The organism is Streptomyces sp. NPDC005963 (genome assembly GCF_040638655.1).
In the GTDB taxonomy this organism is placed as follows: domain Bacteria; phylum Actinomycetota; class Actinomycetes; order Streptomycetales; family Streptomycetaceae; genus Streptomyces.
In genome coordinates, this window is sequence record NZ_JBEXVD010000021.1 from 110,868 (window position 1) to 133,526 (window position 22,659).

General features: G+C 70.4%; 18 protein-coding genes. 5 read left to right on the top strand and 13 right to left on the bottom strand.

The window, feature by feature from the left end:
* Positions 1–22: 22 nt before the first annotated feature.
* The 7 genes from ABZ348_RS24945 to ABZ348_RS24975 form a co-directional block, all read right to left on the bottom strand.
* The gene (locus ABZ348_RS24945; protein WP_358936609.1) at positions 23–1,201 is read right to left on the bottom strand and encodes a segregation/condensation protein A; all 1,179 of its coding nucleotides are present in this window, start codon (positions 1,199–1,201) and stop codon (positions 23–25) included.
* A gap of 119 nt (positions 1,202–1,320) precedes the next feature.
* A complete protein-coding gene (locus tag ABZ348_RS24950) occupies positions 1,321–1,884 on the bottom strand; it encodes a hypothetical protein (RefSeq protein WP_358936611.1) in 564 nt (187 codons plus the stop codon).
* Complete coding sequence (locus ABZ348_RS24955; RefSeq protein ID WP_358936661.1) at positions 1,869–3,002, bottom strand: ParA family protein; 1,134 nt, start codon at positions 3,000–3,002, stop codon at positions 1,869–1,871. The genes ABZ348_RS24950 and ABZ348_RS24955 overlap by 16 nt, the downstream gene beginning before the upstream one ends.
* A gap of 412 nt (positions 3,003–3,414) precedes the next feature.
* Positions 3,415–4,530, bottom strand: a complete 1,116-nt coding sequence (gene ald, locus ABZ348_RS24960; RefSeq protein WP_358936612.1) for an alanine dehydrogenase — start codon at positions 4,528–4,530, stop codon at positions 3,415–3,417.
* Between the two features lie 143 nt (positions 4,531–4,673).
* Complete coding sequence (locus ABZ348_RS24965; RefSeq protein WP_358936613.1) at positions 4,674–7,019, bottom strand: tetratricopeptide repeat protein; 2,346 nt, start codon at positions 7,017–7,019, stop codon at positions 4,674–4,676.
* A 271-nt stretch (positions 7,020–7,290) separates the two neighbouring features.
* Positions 7,291–7,944, bottom strand: coding sequence for an NUDIX hydrolase (locus tag ABZ348_RS24970; RefSeq protein WP_358936615.1), 654 nt, complete (start codon positions 7,942–7,944; stop codon positions 7,291–7,293).
* Positions 7,945–8,021: 77 nt separating this feature from the next.
* Complete coding sequence (locus tag ABZ348_RS24975; RefSeq protein WP_358936617.1) at positions 8,022–9,680, bottom strand: CTP synthase; 1,659 nt, start codon at positions 9,678–9,680, stop codon at positions 8,022–8,024.
* 475 nt (positions 9,681–10,155) lie between these two features.
* On the opposite strand from ABZ348_RS24975, the gene ABZ348_RS24980 reads away from it, so the two are divergent.
* From ABZ348_RS24980 to ABZ348_RS24990, 3 genes are all read left to right on the top strand, one after another.
* The gene (locus ABZ348_RS24980) at positions 10,156–11,958 is read left to right on the top strand and encodes a glycoside hydrolase family 15 protein (RefSeq protein ID WP_358936663.1); all 1,803 of its coding nucleotides are present in this window, start codon (positions 10,156–10,158) and stop codon (positions 11,956–11,958) included.
* Positions 11,959–12,080: 122 nt separating this feature from the next.
* On the top strand, positions 12,081–13,505 hold the full coding sequence (locus ABZ348_RS24985; protein WP_358936619.1) for an FAD-binding oxidoreductase: 1,425 nt from the start codon (positions 12,081–12,083) through the stop codon (positions 13,503–13,505).
* A gap of 150 nt (positions 13,506–13,655) precedes the next feature.
* On the top strand, positions 13,656–15,293 hold the full coding sequence (locus ABZ348_RS24990) for a PucR family transcriptional regulator (protein WP_358936621.1): 1,638 nt from the start codon (positions 13,656–13,658) through the stop codon (positions 15,291–15,293).
* A gap of 34 nt (positions 15,294–15,327) precedes the next feature.
* On the opposite strand, the gene ABZ348_RS24995 is transcribed toward ABZ348_RS24990, so the two are convergent.
* Both ABZ348_RS24995 and recN read right to left on the bottom strand, forming a co-directional pair.
* Positions 15,328–16,401 (bottom strand): glycosyltransferase family 4 protein, encoded by a 1,074-nt coding sequence (locus ABZ348_RS24995; RefSeq protein ID WP_358936623.1) that lies wholly within the window; start codon positions 16,399–16,401, stop codon positions 15,328–15,330.
* Between the two features lie 102 nt (positions 16,402–16,503).
* Entirely contained in the window at positions 16,504–18,246 is a 1,743-nt protein-coding gene (gene recN / locus ABZ348_RS25000) for a DNA repair protein RecN (RefSeq protein ID WP_358936625.1), read from the bottom strand.
* A 128-nt stretch (positions 18,247–18,374) separates the two neighbouring features.
* Here recN and ABZ348_RS25005 point away from each other — a divergent pair, with 128 nt between their 5' ends.
* A complete protein-coding gene (locus ABZ348_RS25005; RefSeq protein WP_358936627.1) occupies positions 18,375–19,253 on the top strand; it encodes a hypothetical protein in 879 nt (292 codons plus the stop codon).
* Positions 19,254–19,262: 9 nt separating this feature from the next.
* Here the strand turns inward: ABZ348_RS25005 and ABZ348_RS25010 are convergent, their stop codons facing one another.
* The 3 genes from ABZ348_RS25010 to ABZ348_RS25020 are packed head-to-tail and all read right to left on the bottom strand — an operon-like array spanning position 19,263 to position 21,407.
* The gene (locus tag ABZ348_RS25010) at positions 19,263–20,183 is read right to left on the bottom strand and encodes an NAD kinase (protein WP_358936629.1); all 921 of its coding nucleotides are present in this window, start codon (positions 20,181–20,183) and stop codon (positions 19,263–19,265) included.
* Positions 20,180–20,995: a TlyA family RNA methyltransferase gene (locus ABZ348_RS25015; RefSeq protein WP_358936631.1), complete on the bottom strand. Its 816-nt coding sequence runs from the start codon at positions 20,993–20,995 to the stop codon at positions 20,180–20,182. The genes ABZ348_RS25010 and ABZ348_RS25015 overlap by 4 nt, the downstream gene beginning before the upstream one ends.
* A gap of 7 nt (positions 20,996–21,002) precedes the next feature.
* Positions 21,003–21,407, bottom strand: coding sequence for a hypothetical protein (locus ABZ348_RS25020; RefSeq protein WP_358936633.1), 405 nt, complete (start codon positions 21,405–21,407; stop codon positions 21,003–21,005).
* A gap of 42 nt (positions 21,408–21,449) precedes the next feature.
* On the opposite strand from ABZ348_RS25020, the gene ABZ348_RS25025 reads away from it, so the two are divergent.
* Positions 21,450–21,803 (top strand): SCP2 sterol-binding domain-containing protein, encoded by a 354-nt coding sequence (locus ABZ348_RS25025; protein ID WP_358936635.1) that lies wholly within the window; start codon positions 21,450–21,452, stop codon positions 21,801–21,803.
* A 42-nt stretch (positions 21,804–21,845) separates the two neighbouring features.
* Here the strand turns inward: ABZ348_RS25025 and ABZ348_RS25030 are convergent, their stop codons facing one another.
* Positions 21,846–22,649: an ABC transporter ATP-binding protein gene (locus ABZ348_RS25030; protein WP_358936637.1), complete on the bottom strand. Its 804-nt coding sequence runs from the start codon at positions 22,647–22,649 to the stop codon at positions 21,846–21,848.
* Positions 22,650–22,659 lie beyond the last annotated feature (10 nt).

A 22,659-nucleotide genomic window follows, 5' to 3' on the forward strand; every position in this document is an offset into this window, starting at 1 on the left:
TCGAGGGCGGGCTTGAGATCGCTCACGCCGTGTCCTTGGGGAGGTCGGGCACCCGGTCGAACTCGTCGGTGACGGTGGCGGCGGTGTCACCACCGGTCCAGCCGACCACGAGTTCGCCGAGGGCTTCGGGCTGGTCGAGGAAGACGGCCTTGTCGCGGTAGAGCTCCAGGAGGGCCAGGAAGCGGGCCACCACCGTCAGGGTGTCGCCGGTGTCCTCGGTCAGCTCCCGGAAGGTGGCCCGGCCGCGCTCGCGCAGCAGGGCCACCACGATCGCGGCCTGCTCCCGCACGCTGACCAGGGGCGCGTGGATGTGGTCGACGTATACCTGCGGCTTGGGCTTGGGCTGCATGGCCTTGACCGCGAGCCGGGCGAAGCCCTCCGCGCCGATGCTGATGACCACATCGGGCAGCAGCTCCGCGAGGTGGGGCTCCAGCCCGACGGTACGGGGGTATCGACGCCCCTCGGTGTCGAAGCGGTCCTGGAGGATCTCGGCGATCTGCTTGTACGCGCGGTACTGGAGCAGCCGGGCGAAGAGCAGGTCGCGCGCTTCGAGGAGGGCGAGGTCTGCCTCGTCCTCGATTTCGGCGGCGGGCAGCAGCCGGGCGGCCTTGAGGTCGAGCAGGGTGGCGGCGACCACCAGGAACTCGGTGGTCTGGTCCAGGTCCCAGTCGTCGCCCATGGCCCGGATGTGGGCCATGAACTCGTCGGTGACCCGGGAGAGCGCGACCTCGGTCACATCGAGCTTGTGCTTGGAGATGAGCTGCAACAGGAGGTCGAAGGGGCCTTCGAAGTTCGCCAGTCGAACGGTGAACCGGCCGTCGCCGAGGGGTTCCGGTTCGGTGGCCGGGAGCACCGCGGGCGGTGGCTCGCCAGACGGCTCGTCGCCTGGTACTTCGGGGGGTTCGGCGGGGGGATCAACGGGGGTGGTCGCGTCCGCGTCGGTCTCGGTCTGCGGAGGGGTACCGGTCTCCTCGGCACTCTCGCGGACGCCCTCGTGGTCTCCGGGTGCGGGGAGCGGCAGGGTGTCCGCATCCGCCGCCGACGCGCCGGCACGCGCATTCGCAGGATCCGGGCGGTGTTCGCCTGCGAGACCCGTGCCGGAACCCCCGTCGGAAGCGGCAGCGGGCACCGCCGTCCCCGCTGGCGCCGGACCCCGGCCCAGCGTTCGACGGGACGGGCGGGACGGATCGATCGGGGGCATTGCGGTCCAGGGGCAGGGGCACGGGGAGGCACCGAAAGGGCGGAACGGGCGGCCCGCACCCCCTCCGGGAGGTACCGACACCCCTCGGCGGAGTACCGGGGCCAGCGCGCAGGCTACCCTCAGCGACCCCGTAGGCGTCGTACGAGGATGCTCGCGTCGCCGCGCTGCTCAAGATCGGCCAGCACGACGGCGACCGCCTCGCGCACGATGCGTCCCCGGTCGACGGCGAGCCCATGCTCACCGCGGAGCACCAGCCGCGCGTGCTCCAGGTCCATCAGCTCCTCGGCCGACACATAGACCGTGATCTTCTCGTCATGGCGTTCCCGACCGCTGGGACGGCGGTTGCCGCCCCGCCCGCGACCCCGGCGCGCGGGGGCCACAGAAGCCTCCTGCGCGGCCTGGGGGCGACGCCCCTTGACAGGTGGCGACTGGGCCGCCGCTGCGGCCTCCTCGCCCCTACTGCGGCCTTCTACGGGCGCTTCCGCATCCGCGGCCGAGTGCTCGGCGGATCCTTCAGCAGGATCGTTCTCGCCGGACTGCGCCGGTACCCGTGCTTCCCCGTGCTGGGGGTTGGCGGGCCCGTTCGGGTTGGCCGGCCTGCGCGGGGAGGACGGCTGGAGCGCCATCCCCCCGGTCGTACGGAACAGTTCGTCGGCACCGGGCAGACTCACTCGGCGTGACACCGGGCGAGCACCTCCCTGGCGAGCTGGCGGTAAGCGGCTGCGCCGACCGAGTTGGATGCGTACGTGGTGATCGGCTCGCCCGCCACGGTGGTCTCGGGGAAGCGCACGGTCCGACCGATGACCGTGTGGTAGACGTGGTCGTCGAACGCCTCCACCACCCGTGCGAGCACCTCGCGGCTGTGCACGGTCCGGGAGTCGTACATGGTGGCGAGGATGCCGTCCAACTCCAGTTCCGGGTTGAGCCGCTCCTGGACCTTCTCGATCGTCTCCGTCAGCAGGGCGACTCCGCGCAGGGCGAAGAACTCGCACTCCAGCGGCACGATGACCTTGTGGGCCGCGGTCAGCGCGTTCACGGTGAGCAGTCCGAGCGAGGGCTGACAGTCGATCACGATGTAGTCGTAGTCCGACATCAGCGGCTTGAGCGCGCGCTGGAGCGTGGACTCGCGGGCGACCTCGCTGACCAACTGCACTTCCGCTGCCGACAGGTCGATGTTGCTCGGCAGCAGGTCCATGTTGGGCACTGCCGTCTTCAGCAGCACCTCGTCCGCCGACATGCCCCGCTCCATGAGCAGGTTGTAGACCGTGAGGTCCAGCTCCATCGGATTGACGCCGAGGCCGACCGACAGGGCACCCTGCGGGTCGAAGTCGACGAGCAGGACGCGTCGGCCGTACTCCGCGAGCGCGGCGCCCAGGTTGATGGTCGACGTCGTCTTGCCGACGCCGCCCTTCTGGTTGCACATCGCGATGATCTTCGCGGGTCCGTGGTCGGTCAACGGGCCCGGGATCGGGAAGTACGGCAGGGGCCGCCCGGTGGGACCGATCCGCTCGCGGCGCTGGCGCGCGGCGTCGGGGGCGAGAGTGGCCGCGTACTCGGGATCGGGCTCGTACTCGGCGTCTGGGTCGTAGAAGTGCCCCTCGGGGACTTCCTCGTAGGCGGCGAAGTGGGTGGACTCTCGGCCACTCTCGTTGCCGGCCATGGCGTTCACGTGTAGGCCGTCCGTCATCTTCATCGTGTGGGCTGTCGTCATGTGCGTGGTGTCCTGGCGCGTCGCGAAGGCTCGTCCCCCGGCAGGACCGAAGGAACCGACGACCGCCGGCCCGGACGACGAACTCGGGATCCGCAACGGCGTCACCGTGTGACCACCCCCGGGAGTAAATGTCGACTCATTCACAAGTCGTCTTACCTCCTTGGATGTGACCAGGACTTTATCGATAGGTCAGCGTGGCACCATGCCGACGGTTGGCGACTCTATGGCGTGTCACCGCTCCACAGCAACACAATCCGCCGTACCCGACCCGATGTGTCGGCGCTTCGGCGACACCGGAACACGTCTCTGTCAAGGGCGCACGACGGTTTCAGCACGGAAATGCATCGGTGTTTCGGGGGTGGGCGAAACGGTTAAAGAGTTACGTTCAAGGCGAGTTGAGCGGATGCGCCCCCTCGCCGGACACACGTCCGGCCGGACCTTGCACTGCAAGATCCGGCCGGGGGCGCCATGTTGACGGTGTTCGTTGACCGTCGGGCCGCTGTCAGCCGATGAGAGCACCCAGCTCAACACTCGGCAGACCGTGCGCTTCCGCGACCGGACCGTAAACGACCTGGCCATCGTGGGTGTTCAGCCCCAGCGCGAGCGCCGGGTCGCGACGCAGCGCCTCGACCCAACCGCGGTTGGCGAGCTCGACGATGTAGGGCAGCGTGGCGTTGGTGAGGGCGTAGGTGGAGGTGTGGGGCACCGCACCGGGCATGTTGGCCACGCAGTAGAACACCGAGTTGTGAACCATGAACGTCGGGTCGGCGTGCGTGGTGGGGTGCGAGTCCTCGAAGCAGCCGCCCTGGTCGATCGCAATGTCGACAAGAACACTTCCGGGCTTCATCTTGGCGACGAGCTCGTTGGTGACCAGCTTGGGGGCCTTGGCTCCGGGGATGAGGACGGCACCGATGACGAGGTCGGCCTCGATGACCGCCTTCTCCAGTTCGTAGGAGTTGGAGACGACCGTCTGCACCTGGGTGCCGAAGATCTTGTCCGCCTCGCGGAGCTTGTTGATGTCCCGGTCGAGCAGGGTGACGTGGAAGCCCATCCCCACCGCTATCTGCGTGGCGTTCCACCCGGAGACGCCACCGCCGATGACGACGGCCTTGCCGGCGTGGGTGCCGGGCACACCGCCGGGCAGCACACCGCGTCCACCAGCGGAGCGCATCAGGTGGTACGCGCCGACCTGCGGGGCGAGTCGGCCCGCGACCTCGGACATCGGGGCGAGCAGCGGAAGCTGCCGGTTCAGCGTCTCGACGGTCTCGTAGGCGATGGCGGTGGTGCCGGACTCCAGCAGGGCGTCCGTGCACTCGCGCGAGGCGGCGAGGTGGAGGTAGGTGAAGAGGGTCTGGTCCTTGCGGAGGCGGTGGTACTCCTCCGCGATCGGCTCCTTGACCTTCAGCAGCAGATCGGCCGTGGCCCACACCTCGTCGGCGGTGGACAGGATCTGCGCACCGGCTGCGACGAACTCTTCGTCCGTGATCGAGGAACCGAGACCGGCGTGCTGCTCGATGACGACCTGGTGGCCGTGGCGCACGAGCTCGTGCACGCCGGCGGGGGTGATCGCCACCCGGAACTCGTTGTTCTTGACCTCGCGGGGGATACCGACCTTCACGTCGATCACGGTCCTTGGCTCAGGGGATTTCAGGGGCACTGCCATACATACCCGGACGCATTGGCGCGCACAGGAATCACCGCGACAGGACGCGATGGAGCCAGTTTAATGAAGGATTTGTTGCTGTCTAGCCTTACAAAGCTCTAATCCTTTGCCGCACGACTACGGATTTCGTAGGTCTCTCCCCCCTGTAGCCGTTGACTGCCCTGCGCTTCGCTCCACTCCCGGCCCGACTCCCGCTGCTGGCCCCGGCCTCCACCAGCACGTCGTGCCGCGCCCGCGGATTCGGCACCGGAACCACGCCGGGCACCACCGCCCGCCCCTGTGGTCTGTGTCACACGCTCCCCTGCGCGCTCCCGGGCACCGTCCGCCACATGGTCGCCCGCGCCGGCCTCCGCTCCGCGTTGGTGATCGGACCGCTCCCCCTCAGCACCGGTGGACAAAACGCCCTGGCAGTCCTGGCAGTCCTGGCAGTCCTGGCAGTTGTCGTGCTCCTGCTCCGGCACCTGGAGGAGCCGCTCCGCGGTGAGGCGGTGGAGGCGAGCGGCGGCCGGGTCACCGAGCCGTTCCAACGTGTCCGCCAACCGCAACTGGAGCGCCGCCTGGAGCCGGTCGTCGCCGGCCCGGCGCGCCCACTCCACCGCCTCCTGACAGGTCTGCAACGACTCCTGCGGCCGCCCCGCGTACTCCTGGACCCTCGCCACCTCGCTCAGCGCCCTGGCCTGGGCGGGCAGATCGCCCGTCTTGCGGTGACCGGCGACCGCCGCGCGCCAACTGCGCAACGCCTCCCCGTACCGTCCGGCGTAGGTGTGCACGGTGCCCAACCGTCCGTAGATCCGGGCCTCGTCGGCGCGCTCGCCCCGGGCCTGCCGTTGGATCAGGGCCCTTCCGTACCAGTCCGCGGCACGGTGCCAGTCCCCGAGTTCCTGGTAGGCACCGCCCACGGACTCCATCGCACGGCCGGTGGCGTACGGGTCGCACGCGGCCCGTCCCGCATCGAGGGCCTCCCGATAGCGGGCGAGCGCCTCCCGGGTGCGGCCAGTGCGCGCATCGAGGTCGGCGAGGTTCAGCAGGGCTGCGGCCTCCTCGCGGTGCAGCCCGCGCCGCTCGGCGACGTCGAGCACCAGCCGGTGCAGTTGGTAGAGCTCGGGGGCGGCGACCTCGGTGCCATGGTGCACGGCGAGCGCCCGCACCAGCGCTGCCACCAACCGTCGGGCCAGGGTGTCGAGCTCGCCGTCGGCGACCGCGACCCGCGCGGCGGCCATCAGCACCGGTTGCCGCTGACGCAGCCACTTGCCCGCGGTGGGCACGTCGGGGAACCGCAGCGCCCTGGGCAGGGAAGCGAGCGCCTCCCTCGGCGGCGAACCCTCCGGTTCGGCCGCGCCCCGGCAGGACTGGAGGAGCCGAACCGTGCGCTCCAGCATCCGGGCCCGCGCCAACTGCACCTCGGCGGGGTTGTCCACGCTCTCCGTCAGGGCCAGGAGCAAGGGGTGCAGCGCGGCCGGGACGCGGTAGTGCACGCCTTCGGGATGCAGCAGCCCGAGCGCGGTGAAGCCGTCCAGCGCCGACTGGGCCTCGGGAACCGAACAACCGCCGAGCGCCGAGGCCGTGTGGGCGTCCGCAAGGCCGGCGGGTGCCAGGGCGAGCAGCCGCAGGGTTCGGGCGGCACCGCTGGGCAGCGAGGTGTACACGAGGTGGAAGGCCCTGTTCAGGGGCCGAAGGTGGGTGGGGGACGCGGCGCCTGCCTCGACTTCGGGGAGGGCCCTCAGCTGGCGCAGCGCATCCGCGACGGAGGTCTTGGGGCGGGCTGCCAGCCAGCCGCCGATGAGCACCAGCGCCGCGGGCAGCCCTCCGCACTCCTCGGCGATGGACTCGGCGGCCTGCGGATCGACGGTGATGCGTACGGAGCCGGTGAAGGTGGCGAGCAGTTCGATCGCCGCCTTGGGATCCATGCCGCCGAGGGTGCAGGGGCGCACCCCGGGGATGCCGGTCAGGGGCCCCCCGGAGACGGCGACGACCAGGCATTCCGGGTCGTCCGGCAGGAGGGGGTCGACCTGTTCGGCGTCGACGGCGTTGTCGAGGAGCAGCACCGCGCGGCGTCCGTCGAGCGCTTCGCGCACCATTTCGCTGAGCTCGTCCTCGTCGGCGCCGGGCGGCGCTGCGACGCCGAGTACGTCGAGCAGGTCGCGGCAGGTCTCGTCGGTGGGTACGTGACGCCCGTCGGATTCGGTGAGCCGGACACGCAGCACCCCGCCCGGGTAGCCGTCCGCGATCCGGGCGATGAACTGTTCGGCCAGGGCCGTCCGGCCGGAGCCGGATTGCCCCGCGACCAGCAGGACCCGGGCCCGGGCGGCCTTGCGGCCGGCGATGGTGTCCAGGCCGGCTCGTTCGACGTCGGACTGAAGGGTCTTCAGTTCCCTCTGCCTGCCGAAGAACCGTCCCGGAGACGCGCCGGCCCGGCCGGCCGAGTCCACCGCCTGATCCGTCACGGGCCACGCTCCCGTCCCAGTCCGCGCACGGGCACCCGTTCGCGTACGAGTTCAGCCCGTAGGGCCATCCGTACGGGCCTTCCGAGCGTAGTTCACTCTCTGCGACGAACCGTGGCGCACATGTCCGACAGATCACCTGATCGGATTAAAGATCTCACCGCACTATCCGATCATCGGACACGTCTTTCCGTACGGCGAACACCCACTCTCGTACGGGTACGGAAGCGCGGGTAAGGAAACGCGGGTACGGGAGCGGACGCGCCGCGAGGGTTCAGACGTCGAAGGGGCGCGCGGGCCAGGGGGCATCGGCGGGACGGAGCGCGTCCAATCCGTCCGACAAGGCCGCGGCAGCCGCCAGCACCCCCACCACCAGGCAGTTGTTGTGCAACCTGCCGGCGAGCGCGCCGCGCACCAACTCCGGGAGCGGCACCCGGGCGAGCTCCATGTCCGCCTCTTCCTCGCTGACCTCGAAGCGCTGGCCCTCGGCGTCCGACAGATCGCGGGCGAGGAAGATCCGCACGGCTTCGTCACAACCGCCGGGCGTGGTGTACACATCGGTCAGCACCCACCACTGCTCGGCCTTGATGTGCGCCTCTTCGTAGAGCTCGCGCTGTGCGGCGTGCAGCGGATTCTCGCCGGGAACGTCCAGCAGTCCGGCCGGGATCTCCCACAGCCGCTGCCGTACGGGGTGGCGGTACTGGCGCAACACCACCACCCGGTCCTCGGAGTCGATGGCGAGGACGGCGACCGAGCCGGGGTGGACCTGGTAGTCACGACGGACGACCGAGCCGTCGGGCATGACGACCTCGTCGGTGCGGACGCTGGTCTTCTTGCCCCGGAACGGGACCTCGGTCGCGGTGACCCGCCACTCCTCGGCCGTGTCCTCGATAACCCTGACGCTGTCGGCGCTGTCGGCGCTGCCCATGTGTGTGCCCTCCCGCTACGGAACCGGGGTGGGGATCTGAAGAGATCCCCACCCCGGTCAACGGTAATGCCTGCGCACTACGCGCCCGACTGGCGCTCCACGGCCGCCTTCACCAGACCGGCGAAGAGCGGATGGGGACGGGTCGGCCGGGAACGCAGTTCCGGATGGGCCTGGGTGGCGACCAGGTAGGGGTGCGTCTCGCGCGGGTACTCGACGTACTCGACGAGCTTGTTGTCCGGGCTGGTGCCGGAGAAGACGATGCCCGCCTTCTTCTCCAGTTCGGCGCGGTAGGCGTTGTTCACCTCGTAGCGGTGCCGGTGGCGCTCCTCGATGTAGGGCTGGTCGTCGTAGACCTCACGGACGATCGAGCCCTCCGCGAGCTTCGCCGGGTAGAGACCGAGCCGCATGGTGCCGCCGAGGTCACCCGCACCCTCCACATAGGCCAACTGCTCCTCCATGGTGGAGATCACCGGGTGGGCCGTCGTGGGCTCGAACTCGGTGGAGTTGGCGTCGGGGATCCCCGCGAGGTTGCGCGCGGCCTCGATCACGATGCACTGGAGGCCCAGGCAGAGACCGAGCAGCGGGATCTTGTTCTCCCGGGCGTACTGGATGGCGCCGACCTTGCCGCTGACCCCGCGGTCACCGAAACCGCCGGGGATGCAGATCCCATCCACGTCGGACAGTTGGCCCTTGGCACCGGCCGGGGTCTTGCAGTCGTCGGACCCAACCCACTTGATCTTGACCCGGGCCTTGTTGGCGAAGCCTCCGGCACGCAGCGCCTCGGTCACCGAGAGATAGGCGTCGGGCAGGTCGATGTACTTGCCGACCAGGGCGATCTTGACCTCGTGATCGGGGTTGTGGACCCGGTCCAGCAGATCGGCCCAGGTCGTCCAGTCCACGTCGCGGAAGGGCAGATCGAGCTTGCGGACCACATAGGCGTCGAGGCCCTCGGTGTGGATGACCTTGGGGATGTCGTAGATCGAGGGGGCGTCGGGACAGGCGATGACCGCCGCCTCGTCCACGTCGCACATCAGCGAGATCTTGCGCTTGATGGCGATCGGCACCTCGCGGTCTGCCCGCAGCACAATCGCATCTGGCTGAATACCGATGTTCCGCAGCGCGGCGACGGAGTGCTGCGTGGGCTTCGTCTTCAGCTCACCGGACGGGCCGATGTACGGCAGGAGGGAGATGTGCACGACGAAGACGTTGTCCCGGCCGACCTCGTGGCGGACCTGACGGACGGTCTCCAGGAACGGCAGGGACTCGATGTCACCCACCGTGCCGCCGACCTCGGTGATCACGACGTCGACGTCATCGGCCGCCATCCGACGGATGCGGTGCTTGATCTCGTTGGTGATATGCGGGATGACCTGGACCGTGTCGCCGAGGTACTCGCCGCGGCGCTCCTTGGCGATCACCTGGGAGTAGACCTGGCCGGTGGTGACGTTGGCCGACCCGTCGAGGTCGACGTCGAGGAAGCGCTCGTAGTGGCCGATGTCCAGGTCGGTCTCGGCGCCGTCGTTGGTGACGAACACCTCGCCGTGCTGGAACGGGTTCATCGTCCCGGGGTCGACGTTCAGATAGGGGTCGAGCTTCTGCATCGTGACCCGCAGTCCCCGCGCCTTCAACAGCGCACCCAGGCTGGAGGCCGTGAGGCCCTTGCCGAGGGAGGAGGCGACACCCCCGGTGACGAAGATGTGCTTGGTCGTCACGGATGACAAGGATCGTGTCGGCATCGCCAAGAGGGGGCTCCCGTGGTCGCGAAGTGAAGTGTGCGTACCGGCGTCCCGTGCTGTTCTGGGGAGTGCCGTCGCTGCGGTTGCGGGGCTCCTGATGTTGCACAGGCCGGCCACCGGTCCACGGGGTACCAGGGTATCAGCGACCGCGGGAGACTGCTTCCGGCCACGCGCACCCACTTGCGCACCTCCCTCAACAGAGGATCACCCATGGCTCACCCGTTCGGCGTAGTCGCGTTGTCGAGATCGCCACGCGGACCTCTTCGGTGCGTCGTATCCTGCTCGGACACTCGCTCTGCCGAGCGATGCAAAAGGGCGCGCTAAGCGCATCGAGCAGGGCGGCAGTGGGCGACGTGGGACAGGCCACAAGCGACATCCCGCACGTCAACCCGTAAGCCTTCTGCTCGTCAACCGCCCTTGACCGCAGCAGCAAGCGCCCCACGGGGCGGACGTGGCCGTTCGACTGGAGATGCACGTGGCCGGGCGCATCGAGGATTACGCACTCATCGGGGACATGCAGACAGCTGCGCTGGTCTGCCGGGACGGCACGGCCGATTGGCTGTGCCTGCCCCGTTTCGACTCGCACGCTGTTTTTGCCGGACTCCTCGGAACCGAGGAACACGGCTTCTGGAGACTGGGCCCGGCCCACTCCGAGGACGAAGAACCCCCGGCCGCCGACCGGCGCCGCTATCGCGGTGACTCCCTGATCCTGGAATCGGAGTGGGACACCCCGCGCGGCACGGCCCGCGTGATCGACTTCATGCCGCCGCGCGACGGCGCACCCCAGCTGATCCGGATCGTGGAGGGCGTCAGCGGACGGGTCGAGATGCGCTCCGCCCTGCGGATGCGCTTCAGCTACGGCCGGATCACCCCCTGGGTGCACAAGGTCGACGGGCGCACGGTGGCGGTCGCCGGACCGGACTCGGTCTGGCTGGACACCGAGGTCGAGACCTACGGCGAGGACCTGACGACCTACTCCGACTTCACCGTCGGACCGGGCGAGCGGGTGGCCTTCACCATCAGCTGGCAGCCCTCGCACCGCACCCCGCCCGCGCTCCCGGAACCCGAGGCGTCACTCACGGCGACCGCGGACTTCTGGCAGGAGTGGGTGGAGCACTGTACGTACCACGGCCCCTACCGCGAGGCCGTCGTCCGTTCACTGATCACGCTCAAGGCGCTGACCTACGCGCCGACCGGCGGGATCGTCGCCGCCCCGACCACCTCCCTGCCCGAGGAGATCGGCGGCGTACGGAACTGGGACTACCGGTACACCTGGCTGCGGGACGCGGCGATCACGCTGTCCTCGCTGCTGCGCACCGGCTACCGGGAGGAGGCCAGGGCGTGGCGCGAATGGCTGCTGCGCGCGGTCGCGGGCGACCCGGAGAACCTCCAGATCATGTACGGCATCGCCGGTGAGCGCGAGCTCGGCGAAGCCGAACTGGACTGGCTGCCCGGGTACGAGAACTCCACCCCGGTGCGCGTCGGCAACGGGGCGGCCCACCAGCTCCAACTGGACGTCTACGGCGAGGTCACCGAGGCGCTGCACCTGGCCCATATGACCGGTCTGGCACGCAACGACTACGCCTCGCTCCTCCAGCTCAAGCTGATCCAGTACCTGGAGGACCACTGGCGGGAACCGGACGAGGGCATCTGGGAGGTCCGCGGACCGCGGCGCCACTTCGTGCACTCCAAGGTGATGGCCTGGGTCGCCGTCGACCGGACGATCAAGCTGATCGAGTCGGGCGACGCGGAAGGACCGGTGGAGCGCTGGCGGCAGATGCGCGAGGACATCCACCGCGACGTCTGCGACAAGGGGTACGACCCCGAGCGCAACACCTTCACGCAGTCGTACGGTTCCAAGGAACTGGACGCCTCGCTGCTCCTCATCCCGCAGATGGGCTTCCTGCCACCCGACGACAAGCGGGTCATCGGCACCATCGAGGCCATCCAGCGCGAGTTGTCCACCGAGGACGGCTTCGTACTGCGCTACCCGACCGCCGGTGAACACGCCGGTGTCGACGGTCTCGCGGGTGACGAGGGCGCGTTCCTCGCCTGCTCCTTCTGGCTCGCGGACGACCTCGCGATGATCGGCAGGGTCGACGAGGCGCGCAAGCTCTTCGAGAAGCTCCTCTCCCTCCGCAACGACCTCGGCCTCCTCGCCGAGGAGTGGGACTCCAAGCACCAGCGGCAGGTCGGGAACTTCCCGCAGGCGTTCAGCCATGTGCCGTTGATCGACACGGCCCTGCGGCTGACCGCCTCCGGGGCGTACGGGGGCTGACCCGCAGCCGGCAACCACCGGCAGCGCCGACCGCCCCTGGGCGGGGACCGTTCGACGATCGGTCCCCGCCCTTCGGGCTTACGATGGAAAGGTCTCGAAGCGCCCTCGGAAGGGGGCACACCATGGCGCCCCAAGGCGTGGCGGAGACATCACTCACAAGTCTTCGCCAGCAAGTGACCGGCGAGGTCATCGTCCCCGGCGACTCCGGGTATGACGAGGCCCGCACCGTGTTCAACGGAATGATCGATCGACGTCCCGCCGTCATCGTCCAGTGCCACAGCCCGACCGACGTCTCCCACGCCATCCGGTTCGGCCGCAACCACGATCTGGCCATCGCCGTGCGCGGTGGCGGACACAGCGTCGCGGGCATGGCCGTCAACGACGGCGGACTGGTCGTCGATCTGCGACACCTCCACGACGTGAGCGTCGACCCCGAAGCCCGCACCGCCCGGATCGGCGGTGGCGCCACCATGAGCCAACTGGACCGCGCCACCCAACCCCACCACCTCGCGACCACCGGAGGCCGAGCTTCCACCACCGGTGTCGGAGGCTTCACCCTCGGTGGCGGATCGGGCTGGCTGGAGCGGAAGTTCGGGCTCGCCTGCGACAACCTACTGGCCGCCGAGGTGGTGACCGCGGACGGTCGCATCGTGCGCACCAGCGCCGACGAGCACCCCGAACTCTTCTGGGCGCTGCACGGCGGAGGCGGCAACTTCGGCGTGGCGACCTCGCTCACCCTTCAGCTCCACCCCCTGCCCGCGTTCTCGATGGCCCTCCTGCTGTTCCTCCCCGAGGACGGTCCGGAGGCCGTGCACGCCTACCGCGACTTCGTCGACGGCGCGCCCGACTCCATCGGCGGCGCAGTGATCTATCTGACCGGCCCGCCCGAGCCGTTCGTGCCCGAGCACCTGGTGGGCCGACTGATCTGCGGAGTCCTCGTCACCCACACGGGCACCGAGGCCGAGCTCCGTGAGCTCGCGGCACCCCTGATCGCCCTCCCCCACGAGGGCGAGGTCATCTCCGACATCCCCTACGCCGATCTCCAGTGCATGTTGGACGATCCCCCGGGGATGCGGAACTACTGGTCGGCCGAGTACCTGGGCGGCTTCCCGGACGACGCCGTCGCCGCGTACTGCCAGCTGGCCCTGACCATGCCCGTACCCACGGGATCGCAACACATCATGTTCCCGATGGGCGGAGCGGTGGCCCACGGCCCGGACACCTCCGACGAGGTCGGCGACTATCCGGTGCCCTGGCGCACCTCGCCCTGGGCGGTGCACCCGTTCGGTGTCTGGGAGGACGCCACCGACGACGACCGCGCCCGCCGGTGGGTCCGCGGCGTGCGCGCCGACATGGAACCGTGGTCGGCCGGAGCGGTCTATCTGAACTTCATCGGGTACGAGGGTCAGGAGCGGGTCGTCGCCTCCTTCGGCGAGGACAACTACCGGCGACTCGTCGCCGTCAAGGCCGCCTACGACCCGGAGAACGTCTTCCGGCTCAATCACAACATCAAGCCCACGGCGTCACCCTCCGCTGTCGCGGCCTGATCACCTCCGCCGCACGCACGCCCCCGGCCCTGCCGCCCGTGACCCCGAGACCTCAGCCCGGGTTGTACGGGAATGCCCCCACCCGGGTAGCGTCCGAAGACCGACGGGGAGGACCCGTACGGACACGAGGAAGCACGAGGCGGCACATCAGTGGAGACCCAAGGCGAGCCCCAGGGCGGCATCACCGTGCGACGGGCGCTGGAACTGCCCGGGCTGCGTTCCGGGCTGCCGGAGATCGTCGCCGGAGCGGAGCGGCTCCAGCGCACCGTGCGCTGGGTGCACACCGGCGAGGTCCCCAACATCGCCTCGCTCCTCAAGGGCGGTGAGCTGCTCCTCACCACCGGCATCGGCATCGGCACCCGCCCCGCCGAGCAGCGCGCCTTCGTGCGCCAACTCGCCGAGCGCAGGATCGCCGCGCTCGTGGTGGAACTCGGCCCCCGCTTCAGCCGTCTCCCCGCGGCGATCGTGGACACCGCACGCGCGGCCGGAATGCCCCTGGTCCAGTTGCACCGCGAGGTCCCTTTCGTCACCGTCACCGAAGAGATCCACACGGAGATCGTCAACGGCCACTACGCACTGCTGCGCCGCGCCGAAGAGGTCCACCGGCGCTGTACCGAAGTCCTCCTCGGCGGCGGCGGAGTACCGCAGGTCCTGCGGATCCTGGCCGACTTCACCGCCAACCCGATCTTCCTGGAGACTCCGGACGGACAACTGCTGTACGCGGCCGGCCCGGAGGCGGGGTCGAGCGGCGCCGATCCGCTCCAGGTGTGGGAGGGCGTGCGCGGCCAGCGGGCGGCTCGCGAGTCGCCACCCGCGGGAACCGTCGTGGTGGACGTGCCGGGCGGTGGGCAGGGCTCCGCAGCCGTACGCGCCCGACTGGTCCTGCCCGCCGTCGGCACCCCCTTGTTGACCGTGCACCGCATGGCCGCCGAGCGGGCGGCCGGGCTACTGGCCGTCGTCCTGATGCAGGCCCGGCAGGAGGAGGAGTTGGCCGCCCGCGGGCGCGGCGACTTCCTCACCGACCTCGCCGAGGGACGCATCTCCGCCGACGCCGCCCCCGCCCAAGCGAGGGTCCTCGGCTTCAAACCGGGCGACAGCGCCCTGATGCCCGTCGTCATGCGGATGGCCGCGGACCTCGCGCCGTCCGGGAACTGGGCCCTGCTCGCCCGGGCGGTACTGGAGGAACTGTCTGCGGTCGGCGTCCCCGTCCTGCTCGGTGTGCGCCCCATCGAGGGGCGGGTGCCGTTGCTCGTGGCGCTGAGATCGGAATCCGAACGGGCCACCGTCGCCGACCGGGTCGCCACCGCCCTGCGGACGGGCGTGGAACGGGCCGGTCTGGAGCGTGCGGGGGCACACCCGCCCGTCGTGGTCGTCGGGGTGGCCGGCGGCTGGGCCGCCGCATCGGCAGGACTGCGCCACGCCGCCGAGACCGCGACGGCCGCCCAGGGCCTGACCGACCGCCCCTGGTACGACGCCCGACGCCTCGACACCGATCTGCTCCTGTGGCGACTGCGCGACCACCCCGACCTCGCCGCCTTCGTGGAACGCACCATCGGCCCGCTGAGGGATCACGACTCCACCTCGCGCCCGCCGCTGCTCCCCACGCTGGAGAGTTATCTGGCCCACGCGGGACGCAAGGCCGAGACGGCACGCGAACTCCATCTGAACCGCCAGACGCTCTACAACCGTCTGGCCCGCATCTCGGAGCTGCTGGGCACGGACCTGGACGACCCACAGACGGTCCTGGCACTGAGCCTGGCCCTGCGGGCGCGTCGCCACGCGGTGTAGGTCGTGCCTTCGAGGATCGTGCCGGGCCGCGCGTTCACGACACGAGTTCGTCGTACACGCTCAGCACCTGGGCCACCGTCTCGTCCTCCGTCTGCCAGGTCGACGCCTGCGCCCGGCCCGCCCTGGCCAACTCCCCGCGGCGCGTCGCGTCCGTCAACAGACGGGTCACCGCGTCCGCGAGGGCCGGCGCATCGCCGTAAGGGACGAGTTCCGCTGCATCCCCCACGAGTTCGGGCACCCCGCCGACCGCCGTCGCCACCAGGGGAACCCCCAGGCGCAGCGCCTCCTGGGCGAGGACGGAACGCGACTCCCACCGGCTGGTCAGGACGGCGACGTCCCCCGCCGCGAGGAGGTCGCTGATGTCGTCCCTGCGGCCCACCAGTCGCACCGGCAGGGCCTCCGTCTCGATGCGCTGCTGGAGGGATCCCCGCTGTGGCCCCTCCCCCGCGATCACCACCAGCGGCACCGGGTCCAGGTACTGCCAGAATCGGGCGGCGTCCAGCAGGGTCTCGTACCCGCGATGGGACTCCAGACTGCCCACCGCCATGATCAACGGCCGGTCGGCGACCCCCAGCTCCGCCCTGGCCCGCCCCTCGGCCGCGCAGGAGCAACCCCGCGGTGCGGGCAGCGAGGCGGGGGCGAGTCGGGCATCGCGGGCGCCGTGGTGACGGGCCCGGTCCACGAGTTCCGAGCAGGTCCCGAGGACGACCGCCGCCGCCCGGGCCGCCTTGCGTTCCATGAGCCGCAGCACCTGCCCACGGGCGCCGCCGTGGTGCCCGCGGGTGTGCCAGGTGACCACCAGCGGCACGGGCCGTCCATGCAGGGCGAGCGCCGCACGGACCGACGCATGCAGTCCGTGGGCATGTACCAGATCGGCATCGGCGAAGATCTCCCGGAGTGCGCCGACGGTGGTCGGGGCGGCCCGCCGGGGCAGCGAGGCGAAGTGGACCCCGGTGCCGGGGAAGTCGTAGAGGTGGTTCAGCTCGGCCGGGGCGCACACGGTCACCTGCACACCCCGAGCCACCAGCCCCGCGGCCAGTGATCGGACGTGCGCGCTGCTGCCCGCGCTGCCGCCGCCCAGCACCTGGACCGTACGCAGCTGTGTCACTTGCCCAAGAATGCCAGCCCGTACGCACGTTCCGGCACCGTCTCTGTACGCGGAGTGCGGCTTCGCAGGTACGGGATCACTCACATGGGTGAACGGCGACGCCTATGACTCGCCGCGGGCCGCCGCCAACAGTTCCTCCGCGTGCGCCCGGGCGGTCTGGGAGTCCTCCTGTCCGGCGAGCATCCGGGAGAGTTCACGGACCCGGTCCTCCCCTTCGAGGACGGTCACCCCGCTGCGGGTGACGGAACCGTCGTGGGTCTTCTCCACCAGGAGTTGACGGTCCGCGAAGGCCGCGACCTGCGGCAGATGGGTGACCACGACGACCTGTGCCGTCTTGGCGAGCTTGGCCAGCCGTCGACCGATTTCGACCGCCGCCTTGCCGCCGACACCGGCGTCGACCTCGTCGAAGAGATAGGTCGGTACGGGAACGGTCCCGGCGAAGACGACCTCGACGGCGAGCATGACGCGCGACAGTTCGCCGCCGGACGCCCCCTTGGCGATGGGCCGCGGCGGCGCACCGGGGTGGGGCGCGAGCAGCAGTTCGACCTCGTCCGCGCCATGCGGCCCGTATGCCACCGTACGACCGCTCACGTCGATGCCGTCGGCGGCTTCGCTCTGCCGGATCGCGAAGGAGACCCGGGCGTGGGGCATGGCCAGCGACGACAGTTCGGCCGTGACGGCGTCGGCGAAGGTGGCGGCGGCCTTGGTGCGGGCGTCGGTCAACGCCTGTGCGAGACCGGAGAGTTCGGCGCGCAGCAGATCCCGTTCGGCGGTGAGCTCGCCGATCCGGTCGTCGTCGCCGTCGAGCTCCGTGAGCCGGATCGCGCCCTCCTCGGCCCAGGCCAGAACGCGATCGATGCTCTCGCCGTACTTGCGGGTGAGCGCGGTCAGTGCGGCCCGACGCTCCTCCACGGCGGCCAGCCGTCGTGGATCGGCGTCCAGCCGGTCGGCGTACCCGGCGAGTTCGCCCGCGACGTCGCTGAGCAGGATCGAGATCTCGCCCATCCGCTCGGCGAGCCCGGCGAGGGCCGGATCGTGGGAGCGCACGGCGTCCAGGGCGCGCCCGGCACCGGCGACGAGGGTGGTGGCGTCGACGCCTTCGGGATCCTCGGGGTTGCCCACGAGTGCGGTGTGCGCGACGGTCGCCGCCGAGGCGAGCGCTTCGGCGTGGCCGAGCCGTTCGGCCTCGGTGGCGAGTTCGCGGTCCTCGCCGGCACGCGGTTCGACCGCGGCGATCTCGTCCAGTCCGAAGCGCAGGAGATCGGCTTCCTGGGCCCGCTCACGGGCCCGGGTGGTCAGTTCGTCGAGTTGGGCGGATAGGGCGCGCAGCCGGCGGTAGGCGGTGGAGTATCGGGCGAGGGGTCCGGTGACCGCGCCGCCCGCGTACCGGTCGAGCGCCTCGCGCTGCCGGGTCGGGCGCAGCAGTCCCTGTTGATCGGTCTGGCCGTGGACGGCGACGAGTTCGTCGGCGAGTTCGGCCAGGACGCCCATGGGCACGGAGCGACCGCCGATGTGTGCGCGGGAACGGCCCTCTGCGGACACGGTCCGGCTGATGAGGAGGGTGCCGTCGTCGAGTTCGGCGCCGGCTTCCTCCGCGCGCAGTGCCGCGGGCCCGCCGGGGCGCACCCCGAGGCGTCCCTCGACGACCGCCGACTTGGCCCCGAGCCGCACGAGAGCGGGGTCGGCCCGTCCGCCGAGCAACAGCCCGAGGCTGGTGACGACCATGGTCTTGCCCGCGCCTGTCTCACCGGTCACCGCGGTAAAGCCGGGCGACAGCTCGACGACAGCGTCGTCGATGACCCCGAGCGACCGTATCCTCATCTCCTCCAACACGGACACGACCATACGAGGTTTCGTCCCGAGGGCGCGACGCGGACCCACCCCAGCCGAGGGGATCGTCGGCCGCGAACGCCGTGCGCAGGTCACGCCAGCCCTCTGGCGCGTCCCCATATGCCCCGATTACGCTCCGGTGTATGTCGAGCAGGCCGTCAGCCGAACTGATCGTGACCTCCCCGGGCAGTACCGCGCGCTTTGACGGGGAGCGGCTGTGGATCGAGCGGGAACGAACGCGGTGGACGGTGCCGCTCCAGGCGATCGATTCCGTACGCCTGACGAAGGAAGGTTCGCAGGTGTCGATCACCCTGACCGGTCACGGCCGGGAAGCGGACCACGGACTCGCCGCGCCGGTTTCGATCCCGTCATCGGACCCTTACGCGGCGGAAGTGTTCAGCAGAGGGCTGCGACGTGCCCTCGCGGAGCGTGAACCCGCCGATGACGGACATGCGCTGGTGACCCGGGAGGCGCTCCCTCGCCGTCCGGCCCGGTTCACGGCGACGCAACGGTGGTCGGCGGCGCTCGTGACCGGTTGGCTCGCCGTTCTGGTCGTCGTGGGGCTGGTGTCGCGGGCGCCCGCGGCCATGCTTTCGGGACTCCTCCTCGTGGTGGCCTGGACGATGCCGTTGGGAACGGGGGTCCTGGTGAACTCCGTGCGCCATCGCATCCGTCCGGCGCGCGTGCTGCGGCGACGCGGATTGACGGTGCCGGGGCGAATGACCGGTCAAGCGGTGCGCAAGCACAAGGACAGCCGTCAGAGCTACCCGCTGCTCGCCTTCACCACGGTCGACGGCACTCCGTTCCAGGACATCCGTTCGGTGGTGTCCGTCCATGCACCGTCTGACGACGAGCAGGCCATCCGGGGCGCGGTGGACGTGACGTACGACCCGGAGAACCCGGCCCTGGCCGCCTGTGGCAGGACGGTCAGCCATGCCGGGTGGACGGCGGCGCTGACGGTCTTCGGCGCGGTGCTCACGGTGTTCTCCGTGGTCGTCGTCGGTGTGCTCCTCACCCGGTGAGGCAGCGCGCTAGTGAACGGGAGGTGCGCCGCGCCAACCGGAGACGGGCAGCGCGAACTTGGCCACCAGACGGTCCGTGAACGACGCGTGGTGGAGGCGGGCCAGTCGTACGGGCACGGCCCCGCGACGCACCTCGACCCGCGCGCCCGGCGGCAGTTCCACGGTGCGGCGTCCGTCGCACCAGAGCACCCCGTGCGGAGTGTGGGGCTGCACCTCTACCGCGAGGACCGAGGCGGGCGAGGTGACCAGCGGTTTGGCGAAGAGTGCATGGGCGCTGATGGGAACCATCAACAGGGCCTCCACCTCGGGCCAGACCACCGGGCCGCCCGCGGAGAAGGCGTAGGCCGTCGAGCCGGTCGGAGTGGCGCACACGATCCCGTCGCAACCGAAGGCGGTCACCGGGCGGCCGTCGATCTCCAGCACGACTTCCAGGATCCGGTCCGGGGACACCTTCTGTACGGCCGCTTCGTTGAGCGCCCAGTCACGGTGCACTATGTCGCCGTTGCGGTGTACGACGACGTCGACGGTCATCCGCTCCTCGACCTCGTACGCCCTGCTGACCACGCGGTCGACGACCTGGTCGAGATCGTCCCGTTCGGCTTCGGCGAGGAAGCCGACCCGGCCCAGGTTGACGCCGAGCATGGGAACCCCGGAGGCCCGGGCGAACTCGGCGCCGCGCAGGAGGGTGCCGTCGCCGCCGAGGACGATGAGCAGTTCACAACCGTCCAGGGCGTCGGGCGTGGCGGTGGGGACCGTCTCGACGGCCGCGGGCAGCGGTAGGTCGGCGGCCTCCGCGGCGAGCACCCGCACGCTCAGGCCATTGCGCAGCAGACCTTCGACGACGAGTTCGGCGCTGCGGATGGCGGCGGGGCGCCCCGTGTGTGCGAGCAGGAAAACGGTGCGTTGGGTGGTTGCTGCTGGTGTGGTCAACGAGGTCCTTCCGCCACGGCACGATCGACATCGGCCGGATTGACGCTGGGCGCGCCCGCCCGGAGCCAGAGAAAGTATTCGACGTTTCCGGAGGGTCCGGGCAGTGGACTGGCGGTGACTCCGAGCACACCGAGACCCAGTTCGGCGGCCCGGCCGGCGACGGCGAGCACGGTTTCCTTGCGGAGTTCGGGGCTGCGCACGACTCCGCCGCTGCCGAGCCGTTCCTTGCCCACCTCGAATTGGGGCTTGACCATCAGGACGAGGTCGGCGCCCGGGGCGGTGCAACGGACCAGGGCGGGCAGGACGAGTCCGAGGGGGATGAACGACAGATCGCCGACGACCAGGTCCACCGCGGTGTCGTCGATCGCGTCCAGGGTCAGTTCGCGCACGTTCGTCCGGTCCTTGACCGTGACGCGTTCATCGCTCTGGAGCGACCAGGCGAGTTGTCCGTACCCGACGTCGACGGCCACCACATGGGCCGCGCCCGCGCGCAGCAGCACATCGGTGAAGCCTCCGGTCGACGCTCCGGCGTCCAGCGCGCGGCGGCCTTCGACCTCCAGCCCCTCGGGCACGAACGCCGCGAGGGCCCCAGCCAGTTTGTGCCCGCCCCGGGAGACGTAATCGGGGTCGCTGCCGTCGTCGGTCACCACGACGGCCGCACTGGTCTCGACCTGGGTGGCGGGTTTGGTCGCGGTGTTGCCGCCGACGGTGACCCGTCCCGCGGCGATCAACTGGCTGGCGTGCTCGCGTGAGCGCGCGAGTTTGCGGCGCACCAATTCGGCGTCGAGACGGCGGCGGGCGACTCCTGCCACGTGCGGTTCAGCTCCTGTGGTCGTACGGGGGTGACTGCGGTCCGGGCGCCGAGGGGCCCGGTTGCGGTGCGTCGAGTGCGGTCAGTGTGTCCCGTAGACCGCGGTGTACATCCTCGTACACCGCGAGATGTCCCTCGGCCGGGAGGTGGTCGGCATCGGCCAACCGCTCCAGGACCGCGTCCACTGCGGTGTTGCCGGTGGGGGCGCGGGGCACTCCGAGCGGGGCGGGTGCGGCCGGGTCACCGGGTCCGTTCTCGGTGGGGGCGGTCGGTGACGTCTGTCGGTCGCTCCCGGCGGCCAGCGGTGCATCGGCGAGCAGTCCGTCGGTGGCCGACCCCGTGCCGGCTCCTGCCGCGGTCGCGGTGGGCACCGGGGGCGGGCGGTCCCCCGGGCCGGGGATCAAGTCGCTCATGCCCAGACGCTACCGCGAAGCCCTGCGGTACCGTCGCTCCTGATGGCGACGACGGAAGAGTGCCGCAGCGCGCTCAAAAGACTCAGTGACAACCTCGCGCAGGCGGACGACGACAGCAGCGCCCGGGGGGCGGCTGCGCTCGACCGCTCGCTCAGCTGCCACATCAGGGATTTGGACACCACGTTCGTCGGCCGCCTCCAGGACGGCCGGATCGAGGTGACGGACACACTGGCGGGGCCGCCGCGCGACAAGGCCCAGATCCGATTGGCGATGACGGGGGACGACCTCGTGGCGCTGGTCGACGGTCGGCTCAACTTCGCGAAGGCATGGGCTTCGGGGCGGGTGTCCCTGGAGGCCGGGTTCCGCGATCTGCTGCGGCTGCGGACCCTGCTCTAGCCCTGCGGGACAGCGTCTTCGAGGGCCTGGGGCCGGGTCATCTCAGAGCGATTTCACGGTGGCACGCCTGCGGGCAACCGGCACCACCAGGGGCGTACCGGACTCGGGGTCCTCGATGACCTGGCTCTTCACCTGGAACACGGTCTCCACCAAGTCGGCGGTCACCACGTCCGACGGTGCGCCCTCGGCGACCACCTCGCCGTTGTGCAGGGCGATGAGGTGGGTGGCGTACCGGGCCGCCTGGTTGAGGTCGTGGAGTACGGCGACGAGCGTGCGGCCCTGGTTCTCGTGGAGTTCGGCGCACAGGTCGAGCACTTCGAGTTGGTGCTGGATATCGAGGAAGGTCGTGGGCTCGTCCAGGAGCAGCAGCGGGGTCTGCTGGGCGAGGGCCATGGCGATCCACACGCGCTGGCGCTGGCCGCCGGAGAGTTCGTCGACGTACCGATCGGCCAGTTCGCCGACGCCGGTGGCCTCCATCGACTCCTGGACGATGCGTTCGTCCTCCGGCGACCACTGGCGAAGGAGCCCCTGGTGGGGGTAGCGACCGCGGGCGACGAGGTCGGCGACGGTGATGCCGTCGGGTGCGATCGAGGACTGGGGGAGCAATCCCAGCGTCTTGGCCACCTTCTTCGCCGGCATGGAGTGGATGACCTGCCCGTCCAGCAGCACCCGGCCCTGGGTGGGCTTGAGCATCCGGGAGAGCGCGCGGAGCAGGGTGGACTTGCCGCAGGCGTTCGGCCCGACGATCACGGTGAAGGAGTTGTCCGGTATGTCGACCGACAGGTTCTCGGCGATGATCCGCTGGTCATAGCCGAGGGTGACGGATTCCGCGGTGAGGCGCTGCATGGTGGTACTC